The organism is Spirosoma liriopis (assembly GCF_023196085.1).
Classification (GTDB): Bacteria; Bacteroidota; Bacteroidia; order Cytophagales; family Spirosomataceae; genus Spirosoma; species Spirosoma oryzicola.
Window position 1 is genome coordinate 463,122 of the sequence record NZ_JALPRF010000002.1, and the last position, 16,152, is coordinate 479,273.

The 16,152-nt window shown below is 51.2% G+C and carries 13 protein-coding genes; 3 read left to right on the forward strand and 10 right to left on the reverse strand.

From position 1 onward, the window contains the following. Positions 1 to 43 precede the first annotated feature (43 nt). From M0L20_RS11045 to M0L20_RS11075, 7 genes are all read right to left on the reverse strand, one after another. Positions 44 to 1,468 (reverse strand): M56 family metallopeptidase, encoded by a 1,425-nt coding sequence (locus M0L20_RS11045; RefSeq protein ID WP_248476991.1) that lies wholly within the window; start codon positions 1,466 to 1,468, stop codon positions 44 to 46. Further along, positions 1,465 to 3,351: a M56 family metallopeptidase gene (locus tag M0L20_RS11050; protein ID WP_248476993.1), complete on the reverse strand. Its 1,887-nt coding sequence runs from the start codon at positions 3,349 to 3,351 to the stop codon at positions 1,465 to 1,467. The genes M0L20_RS11045 and M0L20_RS11050 overlap by 4 nt, the downstream gene beginning before the upstream one ends. After that, entirely contained in the window at positions 3,348 to 3,719 is a 372-nt protein-coding gene (locus M0L20_RS11055) for a BlaI/MecI/CopY family transcriptional regulator (protein ID WP_232561025.1), read from the reverse strand. Before M0L20_RS11055 ends, M0L20_RS11050 begins: the two co-directional genes overlap by 4 nt. A 250-nt stretch (positions 3,720 to 3,969) precedes the next feature. Beyond that, complete coding sequence (gene treZ / locus M0L20_RS11060; protein ID WP_248476995.1) at positions 3,970 to 5,817, reverse strand: malto-oligosyltrehalose trehalohydrolase; 1,848 nt, start codon at positions 5,815 to 5,817, stop codon at positions 3,970 to 3,972. Positions 5,818 to 5,916: 99 nt separating this feature from the next. After that, complete coding sequence (locus M0L20_RS11065; RefSeq protein WP_248476997.1) at positions 5,917 to 7,890, reverse strand: sensor histidine kinase; 1,974 nt, start codon at positions 7,888 to 7,890, stop codon at positions 5,917 to 5,919. Positions 7,891 to 8,017: 127 nt separating this feature from the next. After that, complete coding sequence (locus tag M0L20_RS11070; protein WP_248476999.1) at positions 8,018 to 9,463, reverse strand: Gfo/Idh/MocA family protein; 1,446 nt, start codon at positions 9,461 to 9,463, stop codon at positions 8,018 to 8,020. Positions 9,464 to 9,541: 78 nt separating this feature from the next. Beyond that, entirely contained in the window at positions 9,542 to 9,838 is a 297-nt protein-coding gene (locus M0L20_RS11075; RefSeq protein ID WP_232561029.1) for an SCP2 sterol-binding domain-containing protein, read from the reverse strand. 129 nt (positions 9,839 to 9,967) lie between these two features. On the opposite strand from M0L20_RS11075, the gene M0L20_RS11080 reads away from it, so the two are divergent. Continuing rightward, a complete protein-coding gene (locus M0L20_RS11080; protein WP_232561030.1) occupies positions 9,968 to 10,423 on the forward strand; it encodes a hypothetical protein in 456 nt (151 codons plus the stop codon). A gap of 59 nt (positions 10,424 to 10,482) precedes the next feature. On the opposite strand, the gene M0L20_RS11085 is transcribed toward M0L20_RS11080, so the two are convergent. The 3 genes from M0L20_RS11085 to M0L20_RS11095 form a co-directional block, all read right to left on the reverse strand. Then, entirely contained in the window at positions 10,483 to 11,112 is a 630-nt protein-coding gene (locus tag M0L20_RS11085) for an HAD family hydrolase (RefSeq protein WP_248477001.1), read from the reverse strand. Positions 11,113 to 11,156: 44 nt separating this feature from the next. Then, positions 11,157 to 12,548 carry an NAD-dependent succinate-semialdehyde dehydrogenase gene (locus M0L20_RS11090; RefSeq protein WP_248477003.1) on the reverse strand — a complete coding sequence of 464 codons (1,392 nt, stop codon included), beginning with the start codon at positions 12,546 to 12,548 and terminating at the stop codon, positions 11,157 to 11,159. Between the two features lie 81 nt (positions 12,549 to 12,629). Then, positions 12,630 to 13,115, reverse strand: coding sequence for a MarR family winged helix-turn-helix transcriptional regulator (locus M0L20_RS11095; protein WP_232561033.1), 486 nt, complete (start codon positions 13,113 to 13,115; stop codon positions 12,630 to 12,632). Positions 13,116 to 13,283: 168 nt separating this feature from the next. On the opposite strand from M0L20_RS11095, the gene M0L20_RS11100 reads away from it, so the two are divergent. Together M0L20_RS11100 and M0L20_RS11105 are read left to right on the forward strand one after the other, a co-directional pair. Beyond that, complete coding sequence (locus M0L20_RS11100; protein WP_248477005.1) at positions 13,284 to 14,399, forward strand: HlyD family secretion protein; 1,116 nt, start codon at positions 13,284 to 13,286, stop codon at positions 14,397 to 14,399. A 100-nt stretch (positions 14,400 to 14,499) separates the two neighbouring features. Then, positions 14,500 to 16,113 (forward strand): DHA2 family efflux MFS transporter permease subunit, encoded by a 1,614-nt coding sequence (locus M0L20_RS11105; protein WP_232561035.1) that lies wholly within the window; start codon positions 14,500 to 14,502, stop codon positions 16,111 to 16,113. Positions 16,114 to 16,152 lie beyond the last annotated feature (39 nt).

Here is a 16,152-nt window from a genome sequence, read left to right on the forward strand (position 1 = left end):
TGATCAGATGCCCCCACTGGTTTTAGACTACAGATAACACCGTTTACTTGGTAGTGATGGAAGCGGTGCCGGTCTTACTGGAAACGTCTACGCGGGCTATTTTATCGGGTGAAAACGCGTTAAATTCTTCTTTGGAAACCGGTTTTCCGTTGATCAAAAAACGTGCAATCTCCACGGGTGCGCTGGCAGTTTTGCTGGGAACGGGCGGTGGGGGCGGAGGAAGGGCTACCCCGGCGGTTGATTTATCGGAATCCTCCAACTGAAAATTAATGGGTAGGTTGAACTTCACATTCACGGGCTTACCCGACTGCATGGCAGGCTTCCAGTTAGGCATCTGACTGATAACACGCATTGCTTCTTCGTCCGCGCCGTGACCAATGCCTTTCTCCAGTTTCACATCCGTAATCTCACCGGTTTTGGTGACAATAAAACTCACAAACACTTTACCTTGTGCTTTGGCTTTCTGGGCAGATTCGGGATATTTTAAATTTTGACCCAGATACTCAAAAAGCTTATTTCTCCCACCCGGAAACTCAGGTGAGTTCTCTACTGCTGTAAAGACTTCGCCCTCTACTTTTACTGGCTTTCGAGCCGACGAAGTAGTTGCTGCCGTTTGGGGCAGCTCTTGTTCCGACTGCGTACACATGGTTAGCAGAGCGGCCAGGGGGAGCGTCAGGGCATAGCCGAGTAACGCCCGGTGGTTGGATGCGGGTTTTTGTAGCATAATAATCCGTTGTTTAAGGGTTGATTTAGAGACAAAAGGAGTAATTAACGTTGTTGCTGGTACGTTGAGCGCATAAGCGACCAACTGTTGTGGGTAGTCGGGTTGTGGTGTTTTCAGTACGGCCCGATCCGCCAGAAATTCATGGACTTCCTGTAAGCTGTGCTTGTAAAGCCGCAAAACCGGATTGAACCAGAAGGCTGCTTGTAGAAGCTCGATCAGCAGAATGTCGAGGGTGTGGCGCTGCTGGATGTGAGCCTGCTCGTGGCGCAGAAGGGCATCGGGCGGAGTCTGGGCATCGGTTTGGTTTAGAACCAGGTAGCGACCGAAGGAGAACGACGGTGAGGTGTCATCGGCTAGACGTACTAGGGTAAATTGCGACTCCTTTTGTGGAATCCCACTTTTGATGAGCCGAAGCACGGAACGCACCTTCAAGGTCAGTCGAATCAGCATCACTCCAACGCCTAATCCATACATCAGCCAAAGCCATTGATCGATGGTTAGCGTGTTGGTTTGGGTTGAGCGCGAGCCAACCGTAAAGGCCGGTAATCGAAGGGTTTCTATGGGTAATCCCTCCGTTCCGCCGGGTAGCCTGACGAGGGGCAGCACCAGCGAAAGCGCAATTGAACTCAGCAGGTAAGCCCGATTCAGGCCGAAGAAGGTGTTCCGGCGTAGTAATAGCCAGTAGCAGCCGTAGAACAAAAGCATATACAGGCTGGCGATGAGAAAATAGGGAAGACCGCTCATTGCTTTTTCGTGGTTATGATGACGACGCCATTTCTACCTTTTTCGCCATACTGTGCTATGGCTGATGCGTCTCTCAAGGCGTCAATACTGTTGATTGTTTTACGGTCCATTGATGCCAGTGTGTCGCCCGGAACCTCCACGCCATCCAGTATATAAAGCGGTCCAGGGCCTAACTGACCAAGTGGGCCTCTACCCCGAATGGTTATGGTGCTTGCTTGTTTCCGACCCGTATCGGGCGGTGTCGAAAAGCTAACGATCGGTTTGTGAGCAGGATCCCCAGTATTCAGTTGTCCTGTTCGCTTGTCTTCGTTTTTCTCCAACGTAAAGCGAATCGGGAGCTGATAACGCACGGCCACGGCTTTGCCATTCTGTTTCGCCGGAATCCAGTTAGGCATCTGGCTGACGACCCGCATCGCTTCTTCTTCGCAGCCTCCGCCAAGTCGTTTGCTATTTTTGTTCACGCTGGCTTCACTGACTGCCCCCGTTGGTAGTACGGTAAACAAGACATATACGTCGCCTTCGATTCCAGCTGCTTTAGCTTTGGCCGGGTAACGTAATGCATGAGCAACGTACTGCATCAAACCCGGAATGCCCGTTGGAAAGACGGCTTTTTCTTCGACGGCGGTGTACACTTTTCCGTTAATGGTTTGGGAAGATGGAGGGGTAACCAGCGGCATAGCCGGATTAGGCTTGATCGCTCTGTACATAGCCGTTGCACCCATTGCTGGTAGCTCGTCTTCCATAACCGCCGTTAGTGTATGATTCATCGTCAGTGTGTTACGTCGAATGCGGTGGTCCAGCGCGTCTAGTCGCAAGACGTCCATTCGGTAGCCGAGGTGACTATAGGCCAGTTGCGATGACTTTGGTACGTTGGCGATTGTGTAGTATCCGTTCCGGTCGGTTATTGTGCCTTTACCTGTGCTGCCCACGCCGACATGACCACCCGCCAGCGGTTTCCCCGCTTCGTTTGTTACCCGGCCCGATACGGTGATTGTTTCGTCTGTTGCCTGATGCACGACGGCTTCGATCTGCTTCTGTGCCGTGGTCATAGCTAGCAAGGTAAGCGCCAGCGGTAGGATCAGGACGTATTTACCCAGCGCCCAGCGTGTAGTGGCCTGACGATGCAGCATCTGAATCCGCTGTTTCAGCAGGGATGGATTAAAGAAGCCATTGGTGAGTGGACTCGGTTGCAGCCCAAAGCTGTATTCGACCAGAAAATGGGCGTAGCGGGTAGGTTGATCCGCGTGTTGATCGGCGGTGAATTCGTGCACTTGCCGAAGCATACGGTCGAGCAGCCACAAGGCGGGACACGCCCAGAATACGATTCGCAGCAGGGCCAAACTCATTACGTCGATGCTGTGCTGTTGTCGGACGTGGATCAACTTATGCTTTAGAATCTGGTCATTGGCCCGGTCGGCTGGGTTCAGGATGATGAACCGAAAAAACGAGAACGTTGGCGTCGTTGCGTCGTTTATTTCTACCAGCGTATAGCCGTCACGCACTTGCCGGGGAGCGCGTCGTATGAGTAGCAGCAGGCTCCTGATCTGGATAATTAACCGAGTCAATAAACCGAAGGCCACCAGCGCGTAGGCCAGCCTTCCCCATAATTCCCAGTTCAGTCCGGTCTCTGCTACCGATGGACTTGCTTCGACTGCGGGAAGGGTAGCGATTGGAATGGTAAGAACGCCAGTTGGAACCGGTAACTCCTCAACGGTCTGCGTGGGCAGACTTACGAGCGGTAAGGCCAGGGTTAATAGCACAGAAACCAGTAAATACGCCCGGTTCAATCCAAAAAACGTATGTCGGCGCAGCAATAACCAGTAGCAGCTCGCAAAGAGCAAGCCGTATAGGTTGGCTTTTAGGAAATAGTCGAGGGCGGTCATTGATCTTTCTTTTTGTTTAGGAGGTTAATGATCTCGTCGGCTTCCGAAAGACTGATGTTTTTATCTTGGACGAAAAAGGAAACCAGCTTTTTAAGCGAATTATCGAAGTAGTTCGCCATCAATTGCTCGGTCTGAAAACGGCGGTATTCCTCTTCCGTGATGAGCGGATAGTACTCATGCGTTTTTCCGTATGCCGTGTAGCCTACCAACTCCTTTTTCTCCAGAATGCGAATAATGGTCGATACGGTATTATAGGCTGGTTTTGGTTCGGGCAATTCGGCAAGCACGTCTTTGACAAAACCTTTTTTTAGTTGCCATAAGACGCGCATAATCTCTTCTTCGGCTTTGGTGAGTTCTCGGAGCTGCATAGAATTAGGTGGAGTGCTGTTGGCTGGTGAAAGGTATGACTAATGATTTAGTTTTACAACTAATGTATTAGTTGTATTGTTCAAAAAAAAGAACAGCCCGAAAAGACTGTTTAGAAATTAGTTGTTCTGACTACTATGGAATCTTTCGCCAAAGCGACAAAAAAGAAGGCAAAAGCCCTGATGGTAAGTAGCTTCTACCGCTTGCTGGTCTGTCTAGCCGGGCAAGCGGTAGAAGCAGTGATGCTTTCTCTTAAAGCGTTTCGGCACTATTCGTGTAAATCAGAATCGACTCGGCCTGTACCAAAACTGACGCATCGCCCGCCAATTCGAGAGGTGACGCCAACGGACCGGCCCACTGCGGAGAAGCCGAATCGATCAGGACTTTCCAGGGCCGGATGCTTGCCGGTAGCACAAGCGGTGCTGGCTGCGATGAGAAGTTCATGAGGCAAACAACGGCGACATCGGGCGTGTGCTGGCGGAGCAGGCAGAGTGTATTTTTTGTTTCGTCCATAATGACCGCTACAGATTCGCGGTTTGGGTGTCGCAACGACGATTGCTTGCGAAGGGCTAGTAGCGTTTGGTAGTACCGAAAAAGAATCCGATGCGGTTCTTGGTTCAGTCGCCCCCAGTTTAGTTTAGATCGTTCGAAGGTCTGTTCGGCTTGGGGGTCGGGTGCTTCCTGCGACGTTTGAAAAGCGGCAAATTCCCGCTTACGGCCCTGCCGCACCGCTTCGATCAGCGCTGGATCAGAATGGCTAACAAAGTATAAGAACGGATTCAATTCACCCCATTCTTCGCCCATGAACAGCATCGGCAGGTACGGACTGCTGAGTACCGCTCCGGCCATGAGCTTTTGCATCGAAAAACTAACCAGCTCACTGGGTCGTTCACCGAGCATACGGTTACCGATCTGGTCGTGATTTTGGGAGAAAACAACAAACTGTCGGCCTGGATGGCTGATCGTTGTTTTGCCGACAATTTTAGCGCGTCGGGGCATGTACACGCCATCGTACACGTAGGCATCACGAAACGATTTGGCGAGGTGCTCGATACCGTTGTAGTCGGCGTAGTAGCCGCTGCGTTCGCCCCCTGCTGTAACGCGCAAGGCATGGTGGAATTCGTCGTTCCACTGGGCATCCATTCCGTAGCCATCGTTGGCGATGGGCTGAATAAACCGCGTTTCGTTCTGATCGGACTCGATAATCAGGTAATGCCGTTGTCCCGTTTGCTGCGATAACTCATCGACGTACTGCCGAATCTCGCGGAGAATGTGTAATGCACTCTCGTCACGAATCGCATGAACGGCATCCAGTCGTAAAGCGTCAATGTGAAAATCGCGGAACCACATCAGCACGTTTTCGATGAAATAACGCCGGACGCTATCGCTGTAATCGTCGTCGAAGTTAAGCGCATCGCCCCAGGGGGTCCGGTGTTTATTGGTGAAGTAAGGCCCGTAATCCGTGAGATAATTGCCTTCGGGGCCAATGTGATTGTACACCACATCGAGCACAACGGCCAACCCTTTCCGGTGACAGGCATCAACCAGTTGTTGCAATCCGGCTGGACCACCGTACGAGTTCTGGACCGCGTAGGGAGAAACGCCATCGTAGCCCCAGTTGCGCGTACCGGGAAACTGAGCGACGGGCATGATTTCAATCGCATTAACGCCCAGTTCGACAAAGTAATCAAGCTTTGCTTCGATACCGGCGAACGTGCCTTCGGGTGTAAACGTACCCGTGTGCAGTTCATACAGCAGATAATCCTCCAACGGCAGGTTGTTCCATTCCGCATCCGTCCACGCAAACTGACTCGTATCAATCGCCTGCGACGGGCCATGAACGCCTTCCGGTTGGAACAAGGATGCCGGATCGGGCCGCTCGATTGTGTCGTTCAGGACAAATTTGTACGTGTCGCCGGGGTGTAGCTGCGTGGTTTTCGCTTGCCAGTAGTACCCGTTATTTTGCAGGGGAATAGCCGTATCTTGTTGACAAAGACGAAGGGAAACGGTTTTGGCCAGCGGTGCCCAAACCCGCACGGTCGCGCTGTCGGCTGCGAACGTAACGCCGAGGGTTCGTTGGTTTATTAATGACTCGTTCATACGTTGAGAATGGTGAAAATCAATGCATCTAAGGATTAACAACCTACAAAGAGTATCTGTTAGCGTAATCGGCGAAAAACTCTATTCCACCGCCAGACGTTACGAAACAGCATCAACCGTTACTTCAACCGTAGTACCTTCTTCGGCAAAAACGCGGAAGCTGCCACCGAGTTCTTCCGCACGGGTCTGCATGTTTCGCAACCCATAATGATGATCGGAAACCGCTCCGTTCGCCCACGTAAAACCCCGACCATTGTCGTGAATACGTAGACTAATGCGGCCGCCCGCCAGAACCTGCAACCGTACCTTCGCTTGCGTGGCGTTGGCATGTTTGATCACATTGTTCAGGGCTTCCTGTACGATTCGGAAGAGATTCAAAACCTGCGTCGAGGTAAGCCGCTGCGCCTGCGTGCCCGTTACGACCACATCGACGTGCAAACCGTCGGTTTCCTGCACGTAACGGTTGATGTACTGATTGAGCCGCTCCGAAAATTCTTCAACCGTAAAGCTTTCCTGATGAATCGCCCAGATTGTTTCGCGCAGGAGCTTGATGGCTTCGCGGGTGTAGCTGACAATGGTTCGCAACTGGTCAGACCACAATTGTCTATCCATGCTGGGCTGTTTTTCCGCCTGATCGCTGATGTGCGTGAGGTTGGTAACGACAAAGGCCAGATGAGCGCCCACGTTATCGTGCAGATCGCGGGCGATGCGCGTCTTTTCGATCAACAGGCTGTTTTTCATCGCCAGTGTCTGAACCTCTGCTTCATACGTTCGCTTTTGCTGAATGGTTCGTTCTTTAATAAGCCGCTCCGTCTGATCGCGATTCATCTTGTAGCGGTACGCAAGGCCAACCGTCAGCACCAGCACTTCAAACAGGGCGGCTGGGGCATAATACATGAACTTGGCAACGAGTTCATACGTAGGCAAGAGGCCAAAATTGGCCAGAACCTGTCCAAGATTCAGAGTATAGAACGGCAGCACGGCAATAAGGTACAGCCAGGCTTCTTTAACGTGGTAGTTCCGAACGATGCTAATAACAATGTACGCGACAATGACCGGGACCGGAAACCAGTAAAAAATAGAAAACAGCCGAATTAGAAACAGTTCCAGCAGGGGCGAGTAAGGCGTAAAACGTTCGATGATAAGCGCTAACAGGCAGAAAACGCCACACCCTAACACGACGGTGCCGATCTTGTGCCAGCGGTAAGACGGTGTCCGGTGCAACGGCAGAAAGGTACGGACAAACAACAGCTGCGAATAAAAAAGAATGAGCGGGAACAAAAAATAAACGTTCTGCCGGGGTAGCCAGAATTGCTCGTCAAACGCAAACTGATTCAGGAACCCATCGTTGATAATGAAAAAACCAACGAGGCCGAGTAAACAAAAGATGTATTTCGAATAAATGCGGTCGAGCGTAATCAGAAAAAAGATGAAGCTCATGACGGCCACGAAAGCCAGTGTAAACAGGACCCCGCCCCAGAACAAATAGCTTTCCTGAAGCAGTGGTTCGTAAGCCGACGCGCGGATCAGTTCAAGCGGGACAATTTGTGTACCTCGTTGTTTGACCACACGCAGGTAAGCGGTGACGTTTTGGTGACCAGCTAGATTGATCGGAAACCAGTAATGCCGGTGATTGAACGGGCGCCTGGCTGCGGGTGTTTTCCAGCCGATAACGGGAGAGGTCGAAAAAATCCGGTTCTGATCATCGACCAAGAAAAGCTGAAGCTCGTCGAAACACCAGAAATCGATTTCGGCCAGCCACCGTTGTTCTTCCGCCGACTTGTTCTGAACCCTAAACCGGAGCCAGGCCGGTTTTGCCACCTTCACCCCCGTGATAATACCAAAGTTAGGAACCGGCGTCGTGACTGGCTGAAATGTTGCAGTAATGACATCCTGAACCGACTTACGGGCTGACGAATCCCGGAAATAAGCCAACTTCCCCCGCAAGCTTATCTGATCATCGCTGGTCGATAGATCGACAACCGGCTGATGGCGTAAGGGTTGCCCCAACAGAGGCAGCGTTGTTAGGCAAGCAGTCAGAAGACCAAAAAGTAATCGGCGAAAAGGACCCATTAGTGCTCTTGTCTGTCACTAAAGTAAAGCCTATTCGATTAGAAACAAAGTTCCCTAACTGCCTGCCTATGAGAAGATTTAATGAAGCTGATAGCTGATTGTACTATTTGGATGGCCCAAAATGAATCTATAACGTATAGCCACCATTGTACTGGCGTCTTACAAACTGGTTAGCGTAGTCGTAATTGGTAATTTTCATGGTAGCGCCGTCCCACAAAAGTTTCTTGCGCCCCGTGAATTTATCGCCTTCGCGTGCCAGATACGAACGCGTAGCCAGATTGCCCATCAGGACGGTTTCGGTGAGTGGACCCGCTTCTTCGAACGAAGAGGATGTATACGCGCCGTAGCCTTGCTTGCAGGCTTTGACCCACTGCTGCTGGTGCCCTTCCGTTTTCCCGTCAACCAGCGGTTTTTTCGGACTGGGTAAGGCTGTATTGGCAAACTTATCGACAGGCAGCAGCTTGGGGTCGTTGCCGAACAGACTACCAACCAGCATTCCTTTTGTGCCGATAAATAAAACGCCACCGTCGATGTCGCGAAATACGTCGCTGTACTCCACGCCGTCGGGCAATTGTGGGCGGATACCCCCGTCGAACCAGGAGAGCTTGATTTCCTTCACCTTCTTGTCGTCGGACGGAAAGGTCAGGTGAATAGCCGATGAAGGGGGGCATACATCATCATAAAAGGCTTCTTTGAAAAAATCGGCGTATACCGATCCGACGCTGCACTCTACTGAGGTAGGATACTTGAGTTTCAGCGCCCGAAATGGTACGTCCATAAAGTGGCAACCCATATCGCCGAGCGCGCCCGTGCCAAAGTCCCAATAGCCGCGCCAGCGGGTCGGCATGTAGGCTTCGTGATAGGCGCGGGTAGGAGCGGTGCCAAGCCAGAGCGGCCAGTTGACTTCGGCGGGAACGGGTTGCGATTCGCCTTTGTCTTTGGGCGAGCGCACGCCCTGCGGCCAGACGGGGCGGTTTGTCCAGCAATAAACCGTGTGCACGTGACCGATTATCTTGTCCTGGATGGCCGTTTCGATAATCCGTGTCGCGTCGCCCGAACTTCCCTGATTGCCCATTTGGGTCACCACTTTGTATTTGCGGGCTGCTTCGGTTAGCATTCGGGCTTCGTAAATATCGTGCGTAAGCGGTTTCTCAACGTATACGTGCTTGCCAAGCTGCATGGCGGCCATCGCAATGGGCGCGTGCATATGGTCGGGCGTACTGATGATGACGGCATCGAACGTATTCGCCACCTTGTCGAATAGCTCGCGGTAATCCTGAAAATAAGGTGCTTTGGGAAATTGAGCCCGGTATTTTTTCGACTGACGGTCATCCACATCGCACAAGGCTACCATGTTGTCAGAACCTTTGTTGTAAGCCAGTCTGATGTTGACATCGGCCTTGCCTCCGCAACCTACTGCCGCTATATTGAGCCGATCAGAAGGGGCAATGTAGCGGGAGCCATCGGGGTGTTTGCCGCCTAGTACATGACGGGGAACGATAAAGAAGCCAGCGGTAGCCAGGATGCTACCTTGCAGAAATTTACGACGGGAAGTAGGCTGCTGATTAGACATTGGACGGTAGATATTGGTACGATGAACTACACTATAAAAAGCCTACCGTCCAATATCTAATGTCCAGGTGAAAAGATTTTAGGCCATGACCTGCCCCATCTTCATGGCAATGCCCATATCGCCTTTTACTTTAAGCTTTCCAGTCATGAAGGCCATCATCGGATTCAGGTCGCCCGTGCCCATTTTTACCAGATTATCGACACTGACGTGCAGGTCGCAATCCGCTGGTTTGTCGTCGTTCGAGACAACAACGGGCGACTGTGTGGCATCGATATAAACAACCCCCTGATCCGTGACGAGCTTTGCCGTAGCATTGAGACTGTCAGCGTGAGAGGCTTTTGTGCGAATTTGGTCTGTTAGTTCTTGTAAAGTCATGTTTGACAGGTTTCGTTGGTTGATTATGAAACTCTGCCGCGAAAATAAGGTTTTCTCCTGGTGCGGATGGACTGCCGTTACAGTATCTTGCCCGCTTATTAATAAAACGGCCCAAAAGCCGTCCTGACAATGCGCTCGCAATTTTTGACCTTACTTTGTGTTCTTACGTTTCTTAGTTGCACCTTGGGCCTTTTTGACTCGGTTGTATCGTTTTCGAAAACGCGCGCTGTAGCCGAAACCTCCTACGTCAAACGCAAGCCCGACGCCGAAGAACGTCGAAATCAGCCAAAGCAGTACTTTGAGGATCGGGCTGCCACGGGCGAACAGCCGATGCCCGGCGATCCTGATGAAATTCGATTGCTGGCGGTTGCTCAATTTTTTTACTCGCTTATTACGCTGGTTGGCGCCATTCTTATGTTTCAACTGCGTCGAGTCGGTTTTTGGGTGTATATAGCGGGTATAGCCGTCGGTCTTTTGTTACCCGTGGTCTTGGTTGGTTTTGGTGCGTTGAATACGTCGTTTGGTGTTTTCTTTAGCATTATTTTCGCTGGACTCTATTGGCTAAATCTAAAAGATATGCATTGAGCGAACGGATGTTGAGCATCAGCTTAAAAATTCAATGCTTAACAGTCAACACACAACAGCTAGCCAAGCGTTAAATCCAAGGCTGCCAGCTTTTCGCGGGTCGATTCGTAGCTGGTGTGGTGTATGCAGTGCATACCCAGCGTCCGGGCCACCTGCACAAACATGAGCCGATCATCGATGTACACCACCTGATTAGGTTCGATCTGGGATACATCCAACGCTAGTTGAAAAAGGTCCGTGTCGGGTTTGCGTAGGTGGGCGTAACACGATGAGACAAACGCATCGAAAAAGGTATTGAGTTGAAACTGCTTGATCCGGTACGCGTTGATCTCGCGTCCTTCGTTATTGACCGCAACCAACTTTAGATTATGTTCCTGCTTTAACTGGCTCACCAGCTGAATCATATCCGGATACGGCTGCGACTGTTCCATAATGAACTGAGCAAATTCCTGGGGCGAGTAGGGCCTTTCTTCATAAAACACAATGCGCTTCAGGTAGTCATCCAGACTCAGTTTGCCCGATTCATAAGTGTCGAAGGTAAGATGATGCCGCTCGTCCAATTGCTCGTAGTCGAGATTAAAGAGTTGGGCCGCTCGTCGGCGGGCGTGCCGGTCCCAGCCGTTCGTTAACAATACTCCACCGATATCCAGAAAAAGCGCTTTGATCGACTGCGTTGGCAACGTACTCATGGTTGTCGTGAATTAATTGATACTTGATTTGTTCGCTTATTGACTTAAGAAGCTTTTTCCACCCAAATCGTTTTCACGTTCGTAAATTCTTTGATGCCTGCTTCGGAGAGTTCACGCCCAAAGCCGGAAGTCTTGATACCGCCGAACGGAACGCGGGCGTCTGATCGCATCAGTCCATTGACAAATACAGAACCGGCCTGAATTTGTCGGGAAAGCCGGGCCGCTTTGTCCAGATCCTCTGTCCAGAGCGCTGATCCCAGCCCAAAGTCAGATTGATTAGCCAGTTGTATGGCGTCGGCTTCGTCTTTGGCTTCAATAAGAACGGCTAGTGGACCAAAGGTTTCTTCGTCAAAAGCAGCCATACCGGGTTTTACGTGGTCCAGCAGCATAGGCTGCACGTTGCAACCCTCCCGGTGGAGTGTAGTTCCGCTGCCTCCCGCAATCAGTTTGGCCCTTTTCGTGATGGTTTCGCGAAACTGACGTTCGATATTGTCGGCCAGATCGAGCCGAGCCATTGGCCCCATTGTCGTTGCCTCGTCCATTGGGTTCCCTTGTTTGATTTGCGCGATATGATGCTGGACAAGCTCCGTGAACTGCTTTTTAACCGACTTCTCGATGATAAACCGCTTGGCCGCGATGCAACTTTGTCCCGCGTTCTGCATCCGGGATTTGACGGCTGTCTCGGCAGCTTTTTCCAGATCGGCATCGGCCAGCACGATCAAGGCATCCGAGCCCCCCAGTTCCAGCACCGATTTTTTGATCTGACTTCCCGCAATAGCCGCCATCGACGCACCCGCCCGACCGCTGCCCGTAAGCGTAGCGGCTTTGACGCGCCGGTCTTTCAACAGCGTTTCAACAACCGGAACGTCAACCAGCAGCGATTGAAAAACGCCTTCGGGCAATCCCGATTCGCGGAACGATTCTTCAATCGCCAGTGCGCAGCCCATTACGTTGGGCGCATGTTTGAGTAACCCGACATTGCCCGCAATCAGGCCGGGTATGGCAAAGCGCATGGCTTGCCAAAACGGAAAATTCCAGGGCATAATTGCCAGGACAGGACCCAATGGCTGATAGGTGATCACACTGCGGGCCGCCGGTCCACCGTCGCTATCTGATTCAATCGACTGGTCGGCTAGATATGCTGCGGCATGATCGGCGTAAAACGTGCAGGTTGTTGCGCATTTCTCGACTTCGCCGAGGGCTTCCTGTAGTGTTTTTCCCATCTCGGCGGTGATCAGCTCCGCGTACCGCTGTTTATTGGTTTTTAAATAATCGCCTACTTTTCGAAGAGACGCGGTGCGGTCCGACAACGACAAAGCCGACCAGTCGGCAAAGGCCCGGTCGGCTTGTTTTAGTTTACGCTCAATACCAGCGGAGGAGTCAGGCCGGTAGGTTTTGAGCTTTTTCTGCGTATATGGGTTGATTGACGTAAACATAAGCCGGATGATGTATGCGATTGGATGAGTAATGGACGCGAGCGTCAATCATACATCCTATACCATACATGATCCGTTCCTTTATTGTTCGTCTTGTTCGAGCGTGTTTACCAATTGGGACATCGTTTCAATAACCTGTTCCATACGGTCCGCGCCCACAATCGAATTGAACTTAGAGCGTACTTCCTGCATGCATTCCTCCAAGGCAACAAATAGCTCTTTCCCCCGCTCATTGAGGAAAATGATGCTCGACCGCGAGTCGTTGGGATTTTTCTGCGTATATATATACCCTTCCTCTTCCAGCAAACCGACAATTTTACTCATCATCTGCTTCGTCACGCAGGCACGCTTCGCCAATTCGTTATTCGTTATCCCATGTTCCTCAATATTTGACAAGAACATCAGGTAACTCATTTTGAAGTCAGTATAACCCATTGCCTGCAAACGAGGCTCAATAAAATTTGAGGTAAATCGCTTCAGCCGCCAAAAAAGCCGACCAACCGACCGATCTCTTATCAATCGAAACTGGTTAAAATCAAAGGAATTTTTATCTGTTTCCACGATCATTCACGAAAATAACAAAAACTGAAACAATCTACGACTGAATTTTGTACAAATATAGTCAACCTCCTTGACTTCATAGTCAACCTGGTTTACTTTTGCTGTACAATAGTCAAACAAGTTGACTAAAGAAAAGTTCTGTATTTTCATTAACACGTCCTGGATAATACGACCATGGCAACCACAATGGCGACTGAAGAAACAACTACTGAAGAGAAGAGCGCGGTAAAAACGTACTTGCCTCGTATTATAATAGCGCTCATCGTATTGGTGGGGGGCTATTTCGGCTACCGCGCTTACGTGCATAGCCAACACTACGAATCAACGGACAACGCCCAGCTTGAAAGCAACTCGGCCCCGGTACTGGCGCGCGTAGCGGGCTATGTGCAATCGGTCAATGTACAAGACTATGCAGACGTAAAGCAGGGGCAACCACTGGTTACGATTGATCCACAAGAATTTGATGTGGCACTGGCTCAGGCGGAAGCCGATTATCAGCAGTCGGTGGCTGATCTGGAAACGGCACGGGCCGACCTTCAAACTGCACTAGCCAATGCCCGCAACGTCACTCAGAACGCACGGGTAGCTCAATCAAACGCGGATGTACAGGCATCGCGTCGTAGCAAGGCGCAGCAGGATCTACAGCGTGATCAGAATCTGTACAAAGAACAGTCGCTGACCCGCAAACAACTGGAAGATTCGCAGAACAACGTAGAAGTGCAATCCCGGCAGTACACGGCCAGCGTCGAGCAGATCAATCTGGCCAAAACGTCGCAGGGCGTTGCGCAGGCGGGTATTGCTAAAGCACAGGCAAACATCCAAAAAATTCAGGCTGTGTTGAAAGTGAAACAGGCTGCCATCGACAACGCTAAGCTGAAAGTAGGTTACGCGCACCTGACGGCTCCCATCACGGGTAAAATTGGCCGGAAAAACGTCATCGTCGGTCAGTACGTGCAGCCTGGGCAAACTCTGTTCACGATTGTTGACAACTCAACCTTATGGGTTGTGGCTAACTTCAAAGAAACGCAGCTTGAGAAAATGCAGTTGGGACAACCCGTCGACATCAAGCTGGATGCCTATCCCGACCTCGATATCAAGGGCCGTGTTAGTTCGCTGTCGGATGCTACGGGTGCTCGCTTTGCTTTATTGCCACCGGACAATGCATCCGGAAACTTCGTGAAGATCACCCAACGGGTTCCGGTCAAGATTGAAATCCTGAATCCAGAAAAATACAAAAATCAGCTGCGGGCAGGTCTGAGTGTGGACGCTGAAGTACGAGTCGCAAACTAAACGGTTTTCGGTCTTACGTTTTCGTGACAGTCGCTTGACGCCGTAACGGGCAATGAGAGCGACCTCAGAAAACTACACCCCGAACGGAAAACGCACACAAATGGCAACTCAAACAATGGCCCTCCCGGCACAACCGGCTTTGCCAACGGGTTTTAAGCGGTGGATAATTGTGATCACAGCGGTTTCGGCGGCTATCGTCGAGCTGATCGACACATCCATCGTCAACGTTGGTCTGACGGATATTGCTGGTAATCTGGGTGTAACCATCGAAGACGTATCCTGGGTAGTCACTTCTTACGCGATTGCCAACGTCATCGTCATTCCCATGACCGGCTTCTTGCAGCGGTACTTTGGGCGAAAGAACTACTACGTCGGATCGATTATCCTCTTTACGCTATCATCCTACGGGTGTGGATTTGCGACAAATCTGGAAACGCTTATCTTATTCCGGTTTTTGCAGGGAGTAGGGGGCGGTGCTTTGCTCTCCACGTCGCAGGGGCTTATTTATGACGCTTTTCCCGCATCACAACGAGCACTTGCTTCGGCTTTGTTCGGTATGGGTATCGTACTCGGCCCAACGCTCGGTCCAACGCTCGGCGGTTTTATCATCGATAATTACCACTGGAGCTGGATGTTTTACATCAACGTTCCGATTGGTATCATCGCAACGTTTCTGAGCCTGACCTACATCGACAAGAAACCCGACGAAATCAATATCAACCGACGGGCTATTCATATTGACCAGCTTGGCATTCTGCTACTCGCGGTTGGGATCGGTAGTTTGCAGTACGTGCTGGAACGGGGTGAAGCCGATGACTGGTTTGACAGCGACGCGATTTTTTATCTGTCGATCGTTGCGGCCATATCACTGCCATTCTTTATCTGGTGGGAGCTGCGGGGGACCAAAGAGCCCGTTGTCGATCTAAGGGTAATGAAAAACCGGAACCTGACAATTGGCTCGATACTCGTTGTTGTTGTCGGGTATGGTCTGTTCACGTCCGTACTGCTGTATCCCTTGTTTGCCCAGCGAGTTGTAGGATTGACCGCTACGCAGACAGGCTTACTGCTCATGCCCGGTGGCATTATAACACTACCAATGTTTGCCATTTCGGGACGGATGCTGGCCAAAGGTGTATCGCCGAGGCTGATCGTGGCGGTGGGTTACGTCGCTTTTTCGTCCTTCTGTTTCCTGATGTCAACGTACAACGCCGATGCATCGAATGGTGATTTTATCGTAGCGCTTATCATTCGGGGTATTGGACTGGCCTTTGTCAACGTGCCGCTGATCAACCAATCGGTATCAACGCTGGAACCACGCCAGATGCCTACGGGAATCGCCATTGTCAACATGATGCGCCAGATTGGCGGAGCCTTTGGGGTGGCTATCACCAACACCTACGTAACGCAACGGACCGCACTGCACCGGAGCGACCTGGTTTCGAACTTGCAACCCGGAAGCCCGCAGCTGACCGAACGGCTTAACGCGCTTACGCAGGGGCTGAGCGCGCGTGGTATAAACCCATTGGATGCGGTATCGGGTGCGTACAAAACACTCGATGGGATTATTACCCGGCAGGCGCTGATGATCTCTTATCTGGACACTTTCCGGCTGGCAGGACTCTTTTTCGTCCTCTCATTCCCGCTCTTGTTCTTACTGAAACGTAAACAAATGTCTGCCGAAGCGGCCAAAGCTGCTGCCGATGCAGCCCACTAATAGTAGAGTACCGTTTTTCGCTGATCCAGTTTTGGAAGC